19 protein-coding genes, 1 riboswitch and 1 other annotated feature are annotated in these 17,130 nt (G+C 31.1%); of the genes, 17 read left to right on the plus strand and 2 right to left on the minus strand.

The window, feature by feature from the left end:
• Positions 1-56: 56 nt before the first annotated feature.
• The 5 genes from DW1_RS07980 to DW1_RS08000 all read left to right on the plus strand — a co-directional run bounded on the left by DW1_RS07980 (position 57) and on the right by DW1_RS08000 (position 4,699).
• A complete protein-coding gene (locus DW1_RS07980) occupies positions 57-668 on the plus strand; it encodes an amino acid ABC transporter permease (protein WP_074350142.1) in 612 nt (203 codons plus the stop codon).
• Positions 661-1,386 carry an amino acid ABC transporter ATP-binding protein gene (locus DW1_RS07985; RefSeq protein ID WP_074350085.1) on the plus strand — a complete coding sequence of 242 codons (726 nt, stop codon included), beginning with the start codon at positions 661-663 and terminating at the stop codon, positions 1,384-1,386. Before DW1_RS07980 ends, DW1_RS07985 begins: the two co-directional genes overlap by 8 nt.
• Before the next feature lie 166 nt (positions 1,387-1,552).
• Complete coding sequence (locus DW1_RS07990; RefSeq protein ID WP_143474384.1) at positions 1,553-2,728, plus strand: CD0519/CD1768 family membrane protein; 1,176 nt, start codon at positions 1,553-1,555, stop codon at positions 2,726-2,728.
• A 77-nt stretch (positions 2,729-2,805) separates the two neighbouring features.
• Positions 2,806-3,056 (plus strand) — a binding site (T-box leader).
• Between the two features lie 40 nt (positions 3,057-3,096).
• Positions 3,097-4,125, plus strand: coding sequence for an aspartate--ammonia ligase (gene asnA / locus DW1_RS07995; RefSeq protein WP_278335733.1), 1,029 nt, complete (start codon positions 3,097-3,099; stop codon positions 4,123-4,125).
• Between the two features lie 121 nt (positions 4,126-4,246).
• Entirely contained in the window at positions 4,247-4,699 is a 453-nt protein-coding gene (locus tag DW1_RS08000; protein ID WP_074350087.1) for an endolytic transglycosylase MltG, read from the plus strand.
• A 158-nt stretch (positions 4,700-4,857) separates the two neighbouring features.
• Here DW1_RS08000 and DW1_RS08005 read toward each other — a convergent pair whose 3' ends face one another.
• Positions 4,858-5,037: a hypothetical protein gene (locus DW1_RS08005; RefSeq protein ID WP_074350088.1), complete on the minus strand. Its 180-nt coding sequence runs from the start codon at positions 5,035-5,037 to the stop codon at positions 4,858-4,860.
• A 155-nt stretch (positions 5,038-5,192) separates the two neighbouring features.
• Here DW1_RS08005 and DW1_RS15685 point away from each other — a divergent pair, with 155 nt between their 5' ends.
• The 10 genes from DW1_RS15685 (at position 5,193) to DW1_RS08050 (ending at position 12,701) form a co-directional block, all read left to right on the plus strand.
• Complete coding sequence (locus DW1_RS15685) at positions 5,193-5,366, plus strand: hypothetical protein (RefSeq protein WP_200800493.1); 174 nt, start codon at positions 5,193-5,195, stop codon at positions 5,364-5,366.
• 140 nt (positions 5,367-5,506) lie between these two features.
• The gene (locus DW1_RS08010; protein WP_074350089.1) at positions 5,507-6,127 is read left to right on the plus strand and encodes a DedA family protein; all 621 of its coding nucleotides are present in this window, start codon (positions 5,507-5,509) and stop codon (positions 6,125-6,127) included.
• 15 nt (positions 6,128-6,142) lie between these two features.
• Positions 6,143-6,814: a TIGR01906 family membrane protein gene (locus DW1_RS08015; protein WP_074350090.1), complete on the plus strand. Its 672-nt coding sequence runs from the start codon at positions 6,143-6,145 to the stop codon at positions 6,812-6,814.
• Positions 6,815-6,887: 73 nt separating this feature from the next.
• On the plus strand, positions 6,888-7,859 hold the full coding sequence (locus DW1_RS08020) for a restriction endonuclease (protein ID WP_074350091.1): 972 nt from the start codon (positions 6,888-6,890) through the stop codon (positions 7,857-7,859).
• Positions 7,860-7,910: 51 nt separating this feature from the next.
• A riboswitch (THF riboswitch) is annotated at positions 7,911-8,013 on the plus strand.
• 69 nt (positions 8,014-8,082) lie between these two features.
• Positions 8,083-8,844: a folate family ECF transporter S component gene (locus DW1_RS08025; protein ID WP_074350092.1), complete on the plus strand. Its 762-nt coding sequence runs from the start codon at positions 8,083-8,085 to the stop codon at positions 8,842-8,844.
• 54 nt (positions 8,845-8,898) lie between these two features.
• The gene (locus tag DW1_RS08030; protein WP_074350093.1) at positions 8,899-9,471 is read left to right on the plus strand and encodes a flavodoxin family protein; all 573 of its coding nucleotides are present in this window, start codon (positions 8,899-8,901) and stop codon (positions 9,469-9,471) included.
• A gap of 96 nt (positions 9,472-9,567) precedes the next feature.
• Complete coding sequence (locus DW1_RS08035; RefSeq protein WP_074350094.1) at positions 9,568-10,143, plus strand: phosphate propanoyltransferase; 576 nt, start codon at positions 9,568-9,570, stop codon at positions 10,141-10,143.
• Positions 10,144-10,156: 13 nt separating this feature from the next.
• Positions 10,157-10,828: a deoxyribose-phosphate aldolase gene (gene deoC / locus DW1_RS08040; protein ID WP_074350095.1), complete on the plus strand. Its 672-nt coding sequence runs from the start codon at positions 10,157-10,159 to the stop codon at positions 10,826-10,828.
• A gap of 143 nt (positions 10,829-10,971) precedes the next feature.
• On the plus strand, positions 10,972-11,679 hold the full coding sequence (locus DW1_RS08045) for a metal-dependent hydrolase (protein WP_242942458.1): 708 nt from the start codon (positions 10,972-10,974) through the stop codon (positions 11,677-11,679).
• A gap of 74 nt (positions 11,680-11,753) precedes the next feature.
• The gene (locus tag DW1_RS08050; protein WP_074350097.1) at positions 11,754-12,701 is read left to right on the plus strand and encodes a prenyltransferase; all 948 of its coding nucleotides are present in this window, start codon (positions 11,754-11,756) and stop codon (positions 12,699-12,701) included.
• Positions 12,702-12,739: 38 nt separating this feature from the next.
• Here DW1_RS08050 and DW1_RS08055 read toward each other — a convergent pair whose 3' ends face one another.
• Entirely contained in the window at positions 12,740-14,128 is a 1,389-nt protein-coding gene (locus tag DW1_RS08055; protein WP_074350098.1) for an MATE family efflux transporter, read from the minus strand.
• Between the two features lie 366 nt (positions 14,129-14,494).
• Here DW1_RS08055 and pepF point away from each other — a divergent pair, with 366 nt between their 5' ends.
• Together pepF and DW1_RS08065 are read left to right on the plus strand one after the other, a co-directional pair.
• The gene (pepF, locus tag DW1_RS08060; RefSeq protein ID WP_074350099.1) at positions 14,495-16,306 is read left to right on the plus strand and encodes an oligoendopeptidase F; all 1,812 of its coding nucleotides are present in this window, start codon (positions 14,495-14,497) and stop codon (positions 16,304-16,306) included.
• Between the two features lie 99 nt (positions 16,307-16,405).
• Positions 16,406-17,014 (plus strand): DUF3298 and DUF4163 domain-containing protein, encoded by a 609-nt coding sequence (locus DW1_RS08065; protein ID WP_074350100.1) that lies wholly within the window; start codon positions 16,406-16,408, stop codon positions 17,012-17,014.
• Positions 17,015-17,130 lie beyond the last annotated feature (116 nt).

Genomic DNA, 17,130 nt, shown 5'->3' on the forward strand with positions numbered 1-17,130 from the left:
CATATTCAGTAGGAGGTAAAGAAGTGTTAGACTTTAGTTTCTTAAGTAAATACTATATGTTTTTTCTAATAGGAGTAAAAAACACTGTTATAATAGCATTCTTTTCAGTAATCTTTGGAGTAGTGTTAGGAACTCTATTAGGATTAATGAGGCAATCTAAAATTAAAATATTGAAGATAATTGCAACAGCCTATATAGAATTCGTTAGAGGTACACCTCTTCTGGTTCAGCTATTTATAGTATATTACGGCTTACCAATTAATCTTTCGACAGTACCAGCGGGTATTGTAGCTTTGACACTAAATAGTGGTGCATATGTAGCTGAAATTATCAGAGCTGGAATCGAAGCTATTGATAAAGGTCAAATGGAAGCTGCAAGATCTTTGGGTATGTCTCATGTCCAGTCAATGAGATATATAATACTTCCACAGGCATTAAAAAACATACTACCTGTATTGGGAAATGAGTTTATAACTATTATTAAGGAATCTTCTATTGTATCTGTTATTGGTGTGCCTGAGATAATGTACAATGCTGAGACGGTGAGGGGAAATACGTTTAAGCCCTTCGAGCCTCTACTAGTAGCAGCAGTGTTATATTTTGTATTGACCTACACTTTATCGAAGTTAGTTGGTAAACTTGAGAGGAGGCTAAAAAATAGTGATTAGGGTAAGAAATCTATGTAAAAAATTTGCTGACCTAGAGGTTTTAAATAATATAAGCACAGATATTAATAAAGGTGAGGTCCTTGTAATTATAGGTCCTAGTGGTTCAGGGAAAAGTACTTTTTTAAGATGTCTTAATCTTCTTGAAGAGCCTACATCAGGAGAAATAATTTTTGAAGGAACTTCCATAACAAGTAAAGACAATGATATAAATTTACTAAGACAAAAGATGGGTATGGTTTTTCAACAGTTTAACTTATTTCCTCATTTAACAGTATTAGAAAATATAACAATAGCGCCTATAAAAGTCAAAGGTATGTCTAAAGAAGAAGCAGAAAAAATTGCTTTAAACCTTTTAAAGAGAATAGGTCTAGAAGATAAAGCAAATGCGTATCCTCAAAATCTTTCAGGAGGACAAAAACAAAGAATAGCTATAACCAGAGCTTTAGCAATGTCCCCAGATGTGCTTTTATTTGATGAACCTACATCTGCATTAGATCCTGAAATGGTTGGAGAAGTGCTTGATGTAATGAAGGATTTAGCTAAAGATGGAATGACTATGATAGTGGTTACTCATGAAATGGGTTTTGCTAAAGAAGTTGCAGATAGGGTTTTTTTTATGGACAATGGGTATATAATAGAGGAAGGAGCTGCGGGCGAAGTTTTTAAAGCACCTAAAAGTCAAAGGACTAAAGACTTTCTTGCTAAATTGCTAGTTTAGCAAGAGAGTAAATATATATCCTAGTAAAGCAAATATTATTTTTTTGTCAACAATTTATGACAGAAACTTAACTTTATTTGATGTTTATTCTATTGCCCTTTAGAAAACTCCTAGATATAATTTGAATTGTACTGATACTTAAATACAATGTCTAAGGAGTGGGGCCATGCAGAATATTATAGCAGATAAAGGCAAAAAAAGAAGTCCTTATCTAGATACGATTGCCTTTCTTGCATTATTGGTAACGTTTTTTGGTTACATAGGCAGTAAAATGGGTATTAGCAATATGTTTTCGACAATAATGGCAACAGCTTATGAACTTTTAGTAGACACAGTATTATATATAATGGCAATAGCAGTACTAGCAGGAGCTTTTGGCAAGTTAGCCACAGAGTTTGGATTGGTAAAGTTATTAAATAAGATATTTTCACCACTTATGAGACCTTTATACAATCTTCCAGGAGTTGCATCACTTGGAATAATAACTACTTATCTTTCAGATAATCCTGCTATTATTTCATTAGCAAAGGATGATGAATATATAAGCTACTTCGAAGAATATGAAACTCCGTGTTTATGTAATCTTGGAACTTCATTTGGTATGGGACTGATTGTCACTACCTTTGTTATTGGATTAGGTTATTTTAAAGAAGCAATAGTAGGAAACTTAGGTGCAGTTATTGGTAGTATAGTAAGTGTAAGGATTATGTCCCATAGATCAAGAAAAGCATTGGGTATAAGTAAGGCTACTGTAGAAAAAAACTTAAGCAAAAAAGATTTATCAGATACACTGATTGAAAGAACTGAAGGTAGCTTTTTTGAAAGATTTCTTACTGCATTTCTTGAAGGAGGTAAACTTGGGGTAGATATAGGGCTTGGTATCATTCCTGGTGTACTTGTAATATGTACTATCATAATGATATTGACCTTTGGGCCATTAGATCCTTCTATTGGCTATCAAGGTAAAGCTTTTGAAGGAGTAGGTTTATTACCTAAAATTGGAGAAATAATTGCTCCTGTATCCAAGATATTATTTGGATTTGAAAGACCAGAAGCAATAGCATTTCCTGTAACTGCTCTTGGTGCAGTGGGAGCTGCATTGAGTTTAATGCCAAACTTTTTACAAAGTGGTATTATCGGTCCAAATGAAGTTGCAGTGTTTACAGCTATGGGAATGTGCTGGAGTGGCTTTTTAAGTACACATGTTGCAATGCTTGATGCATTAGGACATAGGAAACTAATTTCAAAGGCTATAAGTAGTCACTTTATTGGAGGAGTAATTGCTGGCATATCAGCTCATTATATTTTAGTACTAATAAATTTTTTAAGTAAACTGACCTAGGTGTTTAGGTTAACGAGATAAAAGATATTGACAACTTAACATAATAAGATTATAATATTTAAATATAATTAACATATTAAAAGACTATGACTAGAAGAGTAGAATAAAGGATATGTTCAAGAGAGTCGGCAGTGGTGGGAATCCGATACATTACTTTATTTGAAGAACATCTATGAGTTGCTAACCGAAATCTTAAGTGAAAGTAGGCCTAGACGGAACCAAGCCGTTATACCTTGGACAGTATCGATAATTTTCTGTACTGATAGAGTGAGCTATTATTTAGCTAATTTAGGTGGCACCGCGGAAGCATATGCTTTTCGTCCTTATTATATGGATGAAAGGCATTTTTATTTTTTTGATATATTAACATGAAAGGAAGAAGAAAGATGTATAAAGATCTTATAGTACCAGATGGATATAAACCAAGTTTAGATGTAATTAATACAGAAATAGCAATAAAAGAAATAAAAGACTGTTTTGAAAAGGAACTTGCCAGAGAATTAAATTTGATAAGAGTATCGGCTCCACTATTTGTTAGAACAGAGACCGGTCTTAATGATAATTTAAATGGAACTGAAAAACCAGTTTCTTTTGATATGAAGTATGATAATTCAAAACTAGAAATAGTTCATTCTCTTGCAAAATGGAAAAGAATTGCCCTCGAAAAATATGGATTTAAACCAGGCTCAGGTCTATATACTGATATGAATGCTATTAGACCTGAAGAGGAATTAGATAATATTCATTCTATTTATGTGGATCAATGGGATTGGGAACTAGTTATAGAAAAGAGTCAAAGGACAGAAGAGTATCTTAAAGATATGGTCAGAAGAATTTATAATGTCTTTCTAAGAGTAGAAAAATATATTACAAATATTTATCCTCAATTGAAAAAGAACCTACCTAAAGAAATTGCATTTATCACAACACAAGAACTAGAGGATATGTATCCTAACTATACTCCAAAAGAAAGAGAGTATGCTATAGCTAGAGAAAAGAAGGCGGTATTTCTTATGAAAATTGGCGATTTATTGAATTCAGGGAAGAAGCATGATGGAAGAGCTCCTGATTATGATGATTGGAATTTGAATGGTGATATAATTTTTTGGAACCCTATACTTAATCAAGAGATTGAGTTATCATCCATGGGGATTAGAGTAGATGAGAAAGCTCTACTTGAGCAATTGAAAAAGTCTAATTGCGAGAATAGGCTGAGTTTAGCCTATCATCAAATGCTTATAAATAATGAATTGCCATATACAATAGGTGGCGGAATAGGACAATCAAGAATATGTATGTTTTTTCTTAATAAGGCTCATATTGGTGAAGTACAGGCATCTGCTTGGCCCGAAGATATGGTTAGAAGTTGCGAAATGGCAAATATATTTTTGCTTTAGTGATAATATGATTACTATATGAATCATTGATGCTCAGTGATTTTCTTGAGAAGGTATACATCTTACTATTTTCATGTTATTATTGATAATAGTAAGAAGTACTTTATAAGGAGAGATACTTGTGGATATGAATAAAATGAATAAGTTTTTTGTGGTTTTGGGAATAGGCATAGGATTATTAGTATCTAGCTTGTTAAATATAGCATATCCTAAAATAAAATATATAGATTATTCGGAAGCACAGATTATAGAAAAGGCTAAGGAATTAGGAATGGTATCTCTAAAAGAGGTCATTTCTATGAATGAAAAAAAATCGGCAGAAACAGCTTTAACTAAAGAAGATACAAATCTTATAAAAGAGGAGCCCCATCCTATAGAATTTGTTATTAATAAGGGTGAGAACAGTGAGCAGATTGTAGATAAGCTATTTGAAAAAGGTATTATAAAAGATAAAAAAGAGTTTACTGATAAAATAATTGAAGAAGGTCTTCAAAAGAGATTTAAATATGGAATCTATGAGCTAGAGCCTGAGATGGACTACGAATCCTTAATAAAAGTATTAATGGGCAAATAAGTTTTTGGTCGTAGTCTATCTTAGGCAAAACTAAAGAGGCTTTACTCTAATGATGAATAGAATTGCTTAAAATTATCCTATTAAATATGCTATGAATTAAAGGCTTATCCAGACAAAATAATTTTATGACTTCAATCTTACTTTTTGTAAGTAGTATATTATAAAAATAGAATTAGCATTATAAATATGATAATCAATACCATCCAACCTAAAAAATTATTTTGTCCAGTAATGAAGGCTTCTTCTTCATTAGTGCTTTCAACGAGTTCAATATCGTCGCAAGTATCATGTTGCGATATATATTTATTTTGCATATTACTATTATTTGTTTCTTTCATTACTGCACCTCCACATTATGTTCAATATATATTATGAAATTTCATATGTAGTGTGACAACGCAAAATTCATATAAAATAGAATATTTTAATGCAAATTGATTTATACTATATAGTGAATTTAGGCTTAAAATTTGGGAGTTAAAGGAGCGATGCTATGCAAAATAACGTTAACTTTGAAGAAGTAAAGCAACGGTTTAGAGATGCAGACTTAGATGGGAAGATTCAAATTTATACTACTACTCAAGGACTATCTGTAGAACAATTCAAAGAATTGCTAAGGATGTTTCCAATTCAGCATTTAGATAAATTAGAAAAGGCAATGTCATAAAAAACCCGATGCTTCGGGTTTTTTTGTGGAGAAAAACATATGATGATATAATAAATATTATAATATTGAAATTATTCTTGAAATATTATATAGTTTTAGAGTGGATATTTATTGAAAATTGCAGAAATAGGGGGAATATCGTGGAAAATATTATAGTTGATTTTGCGCAAAAAATTGTTATGGAAAATGTATTGCTATCATATTTATTTTTCTTTGTTTCCCAGTCGCTTCAAGTGTTATTTCCACCTTATCCTGGAGATATGATACTTATTTTAGAAGGCTATTTATCTGAGATTGCTCATTTGAATATATATCTAGTAGTTGCAAATGCAGTCACATCAACATCACTTTCTTCAATGCTCTTATATAATATAGGTAGAAAAAAACAAGAGAGAATACTACAATCTAAAATTGTGACTTTTTTATTTTGTACTAGTAAAATTACTAAATTAAATAATCTTTTTAGAAGACTAGGTGCTTTTGTGATAATATTAAGCAAATTTATACCTGGAATTTTTTCATTAACTGTGCTCTCAGCAGGAGTATTTAAGGTTAAGAAAGGATCTGCATATACAGCAATAGTAGTTATATCTTTTTTTCATAACTTTGTATTAATAGCTTTAGGTAAACTGGTTGGGGAGAACTGGAAAACTATCTTAAGAAAAATGGATGTTTATAACAGATATATTATTATTATTGCTGTTATAGGATTTGTAATATACTTAATTATGCTCCAACTGAAAAAGAGATTATTGGATTAAAACGGAGGATTTGTGATGAAAAAATCTACTTTATTCACTATACTTATATCATTGTCATTGCCAATAGTATTGCTACTAACTGATGTAGAAATTATAACTTTTGATTTAGACTTTTATGAAAGGAAGTATGATGAGTATAATATTCCCGAAGTAACTGGTATAGAAAAGAAGAATCTTATGACTATTACTGGTGAAATGTTGGACTATCTAAAGAATAATAGAGAAGATTTAATAATATTCGCAGAAGTAAATGGTAAAACTGAACAGGTTTTTAAAGAAAGAGAAATATTGCATATGATAGATGTGAAAGATTTGTTTTCAAATGGATATATTATTAGAAATGCTATGCTAGTTGTTTTTCTCATATCTTTAAGTTGGCTAGTTATTTATAATAGAAGAGCGATTGGAAAAGCTTTAATCGCTTCCTCTGTGTGGCCAATGGTCTTAATGTGTATTTTAGCTGTATTAATGTATGTAGACTTTCATAAATATTTTACATATTTTCATTACATATTTTTTACCAACGATTTATGGTTATTGGACCCAAATACAGATATACTTATCCAAATGTTGCCATTAGAGTTTTTTAGCAGTATAGCATTTAAGATATTAGCTTGTTTTGTTGTTGAACTATTAATTGTACTAGTAGGCGGAATTATACTTAATAAAAAAAGAATTACGAACTGAAGTAACTTTTAATCCAATCTTGTTATTATTCCTTTAAATCTGGAGATAATCTAGAATAAAGGAGGGTAATAATATGAATATTAAGATTGTAAAAGGTAATGTATTAAAGCAATCTAAGAAACTTATTAATGGCTTTAGATTAAGACGATATTATAGTGAAAATTCTAGAACAGGGAAGACTTATATGGCAATTATTTTGGATAAGCTAATACTTAGAGTGATTGCTTTTATAGGTTTTATTCTTATTTTTTACTTCATAAGTGAAAGTATACTTTTTTCAATTATAATTTCTATTCAGATATTTATATTATATAATTTTATTTTGTATAAAATAAACAAAAGTAGGATGCAAAGGAAAATGGATATAGTCAATCAACAGGTAGTTTTAAAGAAAACTCATAAAGAACTTTTAAATCAGACTCCACAGGATTTTTTAGACTATATAATTAACGTGTTAGAAAAATACGGATTTGATAGTATTACAAGAGTGAATGGAAAGGAATTAGATTTAATTGGTATTATATCAGATAGAAAAATTGGCATTAAATGCCTACAATATGATAATGACTATAAAGTAGGAGTAGATATAATAAGAGACTTTTATGTTGGTCTTAGAAATCATGAATTGAGTGAAGGAGCGATTATTACAGCATCATCTTTTTCATTGGATGCTGAGAACCTATTAGCCAAACTGAAAAAATATGCTCATATTCAACTAGTTGATATTGAAGGTTTACTTGAAATAATGAAAAAGGCCGATTTATATCCATCAGAAAAAGAGATAAAAAAGATAATGCTAGATGAAGTTTCTGATAACAGATTGAATTTTAAAAGATATAAGGATGTTGTATTGTCAAGAGGAAAGATAATAAAATATATACTTCTAGGAATTTCTTTGATCATATTTGGAAGGTTTACGCCATACTCTACTTATTATAATATTGTTGCAATAATTATTTTTTTCATGGCTGTAGCTTCATTAATTGTATTAATAGTTAGCCTATTTAAAGTGAATGAGGAAAAACATGAAAATAAGGTTTTATAGTTTTTCTATATTTACAAGTTTAATTTATTAGTGTAATATATATATGTTAACGACAGAGTAGGTAAAGCACGTTAAGTGTTAAAGGATGGGAAGTTGCCTTTAAACGAAAGGTTCACATTTTGTGAATCTGCGATACTTTACCGCATCCGCTGTTACATTAGGGAGCTTACCTCTCTTTAATGTGACAGTCTACTGTCACTTGAAAGAGAGGGAGGTGAAGTAAGTGAATAATAAAAGGTTGCTTAATACTAAAGCATTAGTTGGTGCTAGCTTACTTACAGCTATAAGTATTGTATTAACTAGAGTGTTTTCAATTATGGTGCCGTTAGGAGGATTACCAGCACTTCGAATTGAATTTGGTCCAATTCCACTTATTATATCAGGAATCTTATATGGCCCATTTTGGGGTGGACTTGCTGGTATTATTGCAGACTTAATAGGTGTAATGATTAATCCAATGGGCGCATTTTTCCCTGGCTTTACAATAAGCAGTATGCTATGGGGAGCAATACCAGGGGTTTTAAATTTGCTAGTTAAGAGAAATAAACTTAGAATTAATTATAATATTATAAATGGAGCAGTACTTACTATGATTGCTACTGGTATAGTATTTGTTTTATTTGATAATAAGGTTATAGCTGTAAAAGATGGGGCATATTTTATTTATGATAAACCAATGTCTATTATATATCCTATACTTTATATTCTTGTAGTAGGATTTTTTATTGCAATTCCATTTTTTATGACAAGGAAAAAAGAAACTAGAGACAATGTATATTCTATAGACAAAATAGCTTTCATGATAAGTGTCTCATATATTGTTATATCCTTAGGATTGAATACATTATGGTTATCAATAATGTTTAATAAAGGAGTTATAGCATTTTTACCTGGGAGAATCCTTGCAGCCATTGTAATGATTCCACTTCATACAACTATAATCTACACACTGTCAAAATCATTTAAGTATATAAAAGCTAGATAATTATTAGGCTACTAGTTCAAGCTAGTAGCCTAAGTTTTAATTAAGGAGGTTTTTATGAAAAAGGTATTAGCGATTATGGGTAGCCCAAGAAAAAACATGAATACAGATAGACTTCTAGATAGAGTTATAGAAGGATTAAAAACTAATAACATAGAACTAAAAAAGATCTATCTGAAAGACCTAGAGTTTTCGTCTTGCATTTCCTGTGGCAATTGTGAAAGAACAGGTGGTTGCTTTATGAATGATGATATGAAAAACATATATGAGGATTTTAATAATAGCGATATAATTATAATCTCTTCACCCTTATACTTTAATACTGTCAGTAGTTTAACTAAAATGATGATAGACAGATGCCAAGTATATTGGTCAAGTAAATATATTTTAAAAAATCCATCTATAGATGTAACTAAAAAGAGGATAGGAATGTTTATTTGTGTAGGTGGAGCACCAAAAAGAGAAGGACATTTTGATGCTTGTATTCCAGTAATGGACTTATTCTTCAAGGCAATTAATACTGAGTATAGAGAAAATATCTTTGCTTCTCATACAGATGAAACACCAGTATGGGAAAGGAAAGAGCTTATGGATCTAGCTTTTGAAAAAGGAAAAGAACTAGGAAATTAGAGATAAAGTACTAATAGCTTAACTATTTGATTTTTATGTTCAAAAGGATTATAATTTTCTTGTAGAGGATGAACTTAAAATTAGGAGGAATAGGATATGAAAAATACGCTACCGATAGCATTGTCAAATAGACATGCCCATCTAAGTAAGGAACATATAAAAATACTCTTTGGAGAAGGATATGAGCTTAAGAAGTTGAAAGATTTATCTCAACCAGGGCAATATGCTTGTGAGGAAAAGGTAGATGTAGTAGGACCAAAGAACACATTAAAGGGTGTAAGGATATTAGGGCCTGCTAGAAACAATACTCAGGTAGAAGTTTCTTTGACTGATGGCTTTACACTAGGGGTAATACCACCTGTAAGAGATTCTGGAGATTTAGCTGGCAGTCCAGGGGCTAAGCTAGTTGGTCCAAAAGGAGAGGTGGAAATTGCAGAAGGAGTTATAGTTGCAGCTAGACATATACATATGCATACTACAGACGCAGAAGAATTCGGAGTAAAGGACAAAGATAGAGTAAAAATAAGGGTTAATGGAGACAGGGGTTTAGTATTTGAAAACGTTTTGGTTAGAGTACATAAGGATTACGCATTAGAGATGCATGTAGATGTAGACGAAGGAAATGCTGCAGCAGTTAAGAATGGTGATATGGTAGAATTAATAAAATATTAGCGGAGGGAAATACATGAAAAAGATTGCTTCAATGATTGATCATACAATATTAAAACCTGAGACTACCAAGGAAATGGTGAGAAAGGTTTGTGATGAAGCAAAAGAATATAAATTTGCATCAGTTTGCGTTAATCCATACTATGTAAGCTTTGTAAAAGAGCAATTACAAGGGACTCAAGTTAAAGTTACTTCAGTAATAGGTTTTCCACTAGGAAGCACTACAAAAGAAGTAAAAGCCTTTGAGGCGAAAGACGCTATAGAAAATGGTGCTGATGAGCTAGACATGGTTATTAATATAGGTGCACTTAAGAATAAAGAATATGATATAGTGAAACAGGATATAGAAGCAGTAGTAAATGTTGCAAAAGGAAAGGCGTTAGTTAAGGTTATTATTGAGACTTCACTGCTTACAGATGAAGAAAAAGAAATTGCATGCAGATTATCAGTAGAGGCTGGTGCAGATTACGTGAAAACATCTACTGGCTTTAGTACTGGAGGAGCTACTGTAGAAGATATTAAGTTAATGAGAAGGGTAGTAGGACCAGACATTGGAGTAAAGGCATCAGGTGGAATAAGAGATTCAAAAAAGGTCAACGAAATGATAGGAGCTGGTGCTTCAAGAATAGGTGCTAGTTCTTCTGTAGAAATAGTTAAAGGCTTAGAGGCATCTGACAATAGCTATTAATAAGAATATTATAAACCAGTAGAGTAGCAGACATATTTTATATTAGCTACTCTACTTTTCATTTAATTTACTTGTTTGTATATAACTATGGGTTGTAGTTGAAAGTATTGTGTAGGATACAATATAATATAATAATATTAAGTATGATTACTAAAAATGGAAAGGATGATTTGATGAGAGTTCAATATCTTAGTCATGCTGTAGTTTTAATTGAAGGTAAAGAAATAAATGCAGTAATTGATCCATTTATTTCTGGAAATCCAAACTGTCCAATCAAGGTTGATGATTTAAAGAATATTACACACATATTTATAACTCATGGTCACGGAGATCATTTGGGAGATACAGTTGAAATTGCAAAGAAATGGGGGGCTACAGTAATCTGTAATTTTGAAATTGGAAATTATTTAGCTAGATACGATTTAAACATACATACTATGCATATTGGAGGAACATATAATTTTGGATTTGGAAAGGTTAAGATGACACCAGCACTACATGGTTCTGGAATAACAGATGGAGAAGAAATTATTGATGGCGGTAATCCTTGTGGGTTTGTAATTGAAATAGAAAACAAAAAAATCTACCATGCAGGAGATACGGGGCTTACATTAGATATGCAGCTGTTAGAAAGTGAAGACATAGACTTAGCTTTTATTCCAATAGGTGGGAATTATACAATGGATATAGAGGATGCAGCAAAAGCAGTAGGCTTTATTAAACCCAAAGTTGTAGTGCCTATGCATTATAATACTTTCCCAGTAATAAAAGCTGATCCAACTGTATTTGCAGGCAAAGTAAAGGAAGCAAAAGTAAAAATACTATCTTTTGGGGAAAGTATCGAGCTTTAAGGAACATCTTTTTAGTTAACAGCACGCTTATTGAACATTTTTAGACTGTTAGTGCACAGGAGGTAATAAAAAGCATGACAATATCAAGTTTTCTTAAGCTCGTAGAAATTCAAACAAAAGCAGCTAGTGTAATTCCATTTTTTCTCGGAACAGTCTACACTATTTATAGGTTCAATAGCTTCAATCCAAAGAATTTTATCATAATGTTTGTATCATTAATTACAGTAGATATGGGAACTACAGCTATTAACAATTACATGGATTATAGAAAGGCTATAAAGAAGTACGGATATAATTATGAAAAGCATAATGCAATAGTTAAGTATAAATTAAATGAATCTGTAGTAATTGCTACTATAGTGTTATTATTTTTAATAGCCATAGTTTTTGGTATCCTCTTATATATAAATACTAACTTCATTGTTTTAATACTTGGAGCTATATCTTTTGGAGCATCAGTGCTATATTCTTATGGACCTATACCTATATCTCACATGCCATTAGGAGAAATATTCTCGGGGCTATTTATGGGTTTCGTAATAGTGTTTATTTCAATTTTTATTCATGTATATGATAATAATATTATTTTTTATACATTCACAAATGGAGTTTTAAATCTTGGACTTAATATGAAAGAATTCTTGTATATATTTCTGTTATGCATACCAACCATTAATGGAATTGCAAATATAATGCTAGCTAACAATACCTGTGATATGGAAGATGATATTGTAAATAAAAGATATACCTTACCAATTTTCATAGGAAAAGAAAAGGCATTAAGGCTATTTAGAACATTGTATATAGCTGCGTATTTGGATGTAATTTTACTTATACTCTTGGGAGTAGTTCCTATAGTTTCGGTAATATCTTTACTTACATATATACCAGTAAGCAAAAATATAAAATTGTTTTTTGAAAAGCAAACCAAAAAAGATACATTTGTTTTAGCAGTCAAAAACTTTATGATTTTAAATATTGTACAAGTTTTTGCTATAGGAATAGGGGCTTTGTTCAAATAATTTGTATAAAAAAACATGTGCAAGTCACATGTTTTTTGCTATATATTTGAATGTGAAGTTTTTGCTTCAATTATAAGCTCTTGTTCGTAAATGTTCCTAGTCTTATATAACATTAAGCTTAATAAAAATCTACAAATTAAGTCAACACCTAGTACAATCCATATCGCTTTAATATCAAGCTTAAAATAATTTGTCATTAAAAGCGCAAATGGTATCCTAATTCCCCATATTCCAACACCTGCAACTATCATAGGAACCCTAGTAAAACCTGCACCTCTTAGAGCGCCGTTTAAAACTCCTGAGATATTTTGAGGAATTTGCACTAGACCCATAATAACAAGATATACAGAACCTATTTTTATTACTTCTAGATCATCTGTTAATAGTCTCATAACTCCCCCTGGAAAGAAAATTAGAATTCCTGCAGTGAATATAGTTATGAGTAAAGTTCCTTTTATAAGCTCCCTGAAATAAATTTTACCTAATGTTTTATTTTTTGAGCCTAATGCTTGACCTATAAAAGCTGTAGCAGCAATACCAAAACCTGCTGCGGGCATATAGGAGATCGATTCTGCTTGGAGTCCTAGTTGATATGCAGCTAGTGCAGTTTCTCCAAAAGATAAGATAATCTTAGTTAATATAATAGCTGATATTTGCCAGAATATTGATTCAAAAGCACTGGGCATTCCGACTTTATAAACTGAGAATATTTCTTTGAAATCTAACTCAAAGAAGCTTTTATTATACATTGTGCCAAGAACACCATTTTTATCAAATAGAACATATAATCCCAATAAGGCAGCAGTTGCTTGAGCAATAACAGTTGCCAATGCTGCTCCCTTAAGACCTAATGCTGGCAACCCAAATTTTCCAAAAATAAATACAAATCCACATGCGATATTTACTATATTCATTATAAAAGCAATTTTCATAGGGGTTTTTGCATTACCCATTCCTTGCAATACTCCTGTTACCACAAGAGAGATTGCTAGAAAAGGCAGTCCCCATGAGACTATTTTTAAATAAGAAGTAGCACTAGCCATAAGTTCTGTAGAAGGATTAAATATACTTAAAAGAGATGAAGCCTTCCAGAAGATAATTTGCTGAAAAATTATTACTAATACAATAGTAGACAAAAGTGTTTGTTGCACTACACTCTTTAGTTTTTTAATATTATTTGCTCCATAGGCTTGGGCTACAAAAACAGATGCTCCAGTAGTTACTCCTTTAAATAATGCCCAAACAATTTGAGTTAGTCTTTGACTGATTCCTAGTGCTCCTACAGCTATTGCATCAATTCTTCCAATCATAGCCATAGAAACAAAGCCAGCCAGCATTTGAAGGATGTTTTCCATAGTAATTGGTAAAATCATTGATAATATTTTATTTCTAATTTCTTTTGAATTTGTCTTTATGCTTTCATTCATTTTTCTTCTGCCCCTCTACAATTCAATCAAACTATCATTAATTATATAACAAAATTAATAAATAATCTGTTTTATTTACTTAATATTTGCTTCATCTGTTTCCCTATTTCTTACTTTCATTTTTGCCACAAAAAATATAGTACATCAATTTGCCTCTCTAATCAAATCATATTTTCATTTAAAAAGATAATAAAGAAGAGTATCTGATAAAAAAATATGGAATTTTTTTGAAGATTAAAAAAGTTAAGTTCTGTAAATAAAATTATCAATGGAATGCCTCTATTCATAATAAAAAAGTTTGTTTTTTTAACCATTTAAGATAATATAGTTATATATACATAATTTTATAAAAAAGGGGTTGTTGAGATGGAAAATGCACTAAAGCCACGTAAAGAAATAGATGTATCATTAACTTGGGACTTATCCCATATCTTTAAAACAGACGAAGAATATGAAGTGGCAATGAAAGAAATTGTTGAAGAGTCAAAGACTATGGAAAGTATATACAAAGGTAAGCTAGATGATCCAGAAATTATATTAGAATGTATTGAAAAAGCAGAGAAGTTATATATTAAAGGAATACTGACAGGCACCTATGCTTCTCTAGCATTATCAGTAGATCAAACCAATACTGATAGTCAAATGAGAGCATCGAAAAATGATATGGTACTTTCAGAAGCCTTTAGTAGACTTACCTTTATTGAAAGTGAATTAAAGGAAATAGATGACAGAATACTTGATGAAGCTATGAATAAAACAGAAAAGTATAGGATTTTTCTTGAAGATATAAAGAGAGGTAAACCCCATAAACTGCATCCCGAGGTTGAGAAAGCTCTTGCAAGTCTGTCACCAATATTAGAGTTTCCTTATGCTTTATATAATCAAGCTAAATTAGCAGATATGAGCTTTGACAATTTTGAAGTAAATGGCAAAGAGTATCCTCTTAGCTTTGTATTATTTGAAAATACTTACCAAGGTGAAAAAAGTACAGAAGTAAGAAGAAAAGCATTTAATGCATTTTCAAAGAAAATTAAAGAGTATGAAAATACAGTATCATCTGCATATCAGACTCAACTTCAAAAAGAAAAAATCATATCTGCAATGAGAAAATTTGATTCTGTTTTTGACTATTTATTATTTGAGCAGAAGGTTGATAGAGAGCTTTATGATAGACAAATAGATGTAATAATGGAAAAGTTGGCACCTCATATGAGAAAATATGCAGGACTTATTAAGAGAATATATGATTTAGACGAAGTTACATTTGCAGACCTTAAAGTATCCATAGATCCAGATTACGATCCTAAGGTAACCATAGAAGAATCTAAAAAGTATATTAAGGGTGCACTATCTATTATGGGTGAAGATTATCTTAACTTAGTTATGAGAGCCTATGATGAAAGGTGGATAGATTTTGCTCAAAACATAGGCAAATCAACGGGAGGCTTCTGTGCAACACCTTATGGAGTGCATGCATATATTCTTCTTTCATGGAATGGACTTATGAGCGAAGTATTTACACTAGTTCATGAATTAGGTCATGCAGGGCATTTTATGTTATCGCAACAGCACAATAATTTATTCAACGAATCTCCATCACTATATTTTATAGAAGCCCCTTCAACTATAAATGAAATGCTTTTAACTAATTATCTAATGAAGCAGCAGGATGACCCTAGATTTAAGAGATGGGTGCTATCATCAATGGTAAGTAATACCTATTATCATAACTTTGTTACACATTTACTTGAGGCTGCTTATCAAAGAGAAGTTTACAAAATTATAGATGCAGGTGGAAGTGTTCATGCTCAAATGCTTAGCGAAATCAAGAAAAGTATATTAGAAAAATTCTGGGGAGATTCTGTAATTATTAATGAGGGAGCAGAATTGACTTGGATGAGACAGCCTCACTATTATATGGGACTTTATCCATACACATATAGTGCAGGACTTACAGTAGCAACTCAAGTAAGTCAAAGAATACTAACTGAAGGAGAAAAAGCAGTCAAGGATTGGAAAAATGTATTAAAGGCAGGAGGTACTAAAACACCTGTAGAGCTTGCTAAAATGGCTGGAGTAGATATAACTACAGATAATCCGCTACTAGACACTATAGAGTATATAGGAAGTCTTATAGACCAAATTATACAACTTACAGACGAAATAGAAAAAAACTAAACTATATTCACAGTCACCAAATCCGCTAACTTACATAATCTATTAATAATTAGTTTTTTATTTATGGTAAATTATTATGTAAGTTAGGAAGGTGGAAATATGGATTTTAAGTATCTACCCGTTAAGATTCAAACTTATAGGTACTATATTCCTACTACAGATGTTTTATATCCTATGGTTATTGGGTTAGAAAATCCTGCTGCACAGAGGAAGATAAATGAAGAAATCTACAAGCTTATGTTAGATATTGCTTCAGAACTAAGGCATCCTCAGTTTACAACCTATATTACAGGCTCATATGAAATTAAAGCAAATGAAAGGAATTTTTTGAGTCTTACACTAGGACAGTTAGGAAACTTTGGAGGGGCACATCCTATGACTATAATCAAAGCTTTAAACATGGATGTATCTTCGGGAAAGGTTTATAGGCTAGAAGAGCTGTTTAAGCAAGATAGTGGCTATGTTGAGAGAATATCTGAAATTGTTTCACGAGAGATTATAGAAAGAGACATACCTGTACTAGAAGAATTCAAAAGTATCAGACCAGACCAAGATTTTTATATTGTAGACAACAATCTTATAATCTTCTTTCAGCTATATGAAATTTCGCCATATGTAGCAGGCTTTCCATATTTTTCAATACCTATTTATGTATTGCAGGATATTATTGTAGAAGATGGGATACTAAGTAGGATGATGGGAATATAAATTAATTTAGAAAAGGCATTGATTTAATAAAGTAAATAAATCAATGCCTTTTAAGTTAGTCATACTATTATTTAAATTATTTACCATAGGGAGTATGACAGTTTTGATATAATAGT

This window comes from Proteiniborus sp. DW1, assembly GCF_900095305.1.
Taxonomy (GTDB): Bacteria; Bacillota; Clostridia; order Tissierellales; family Proteiniboraceae; genus Proteiniborus.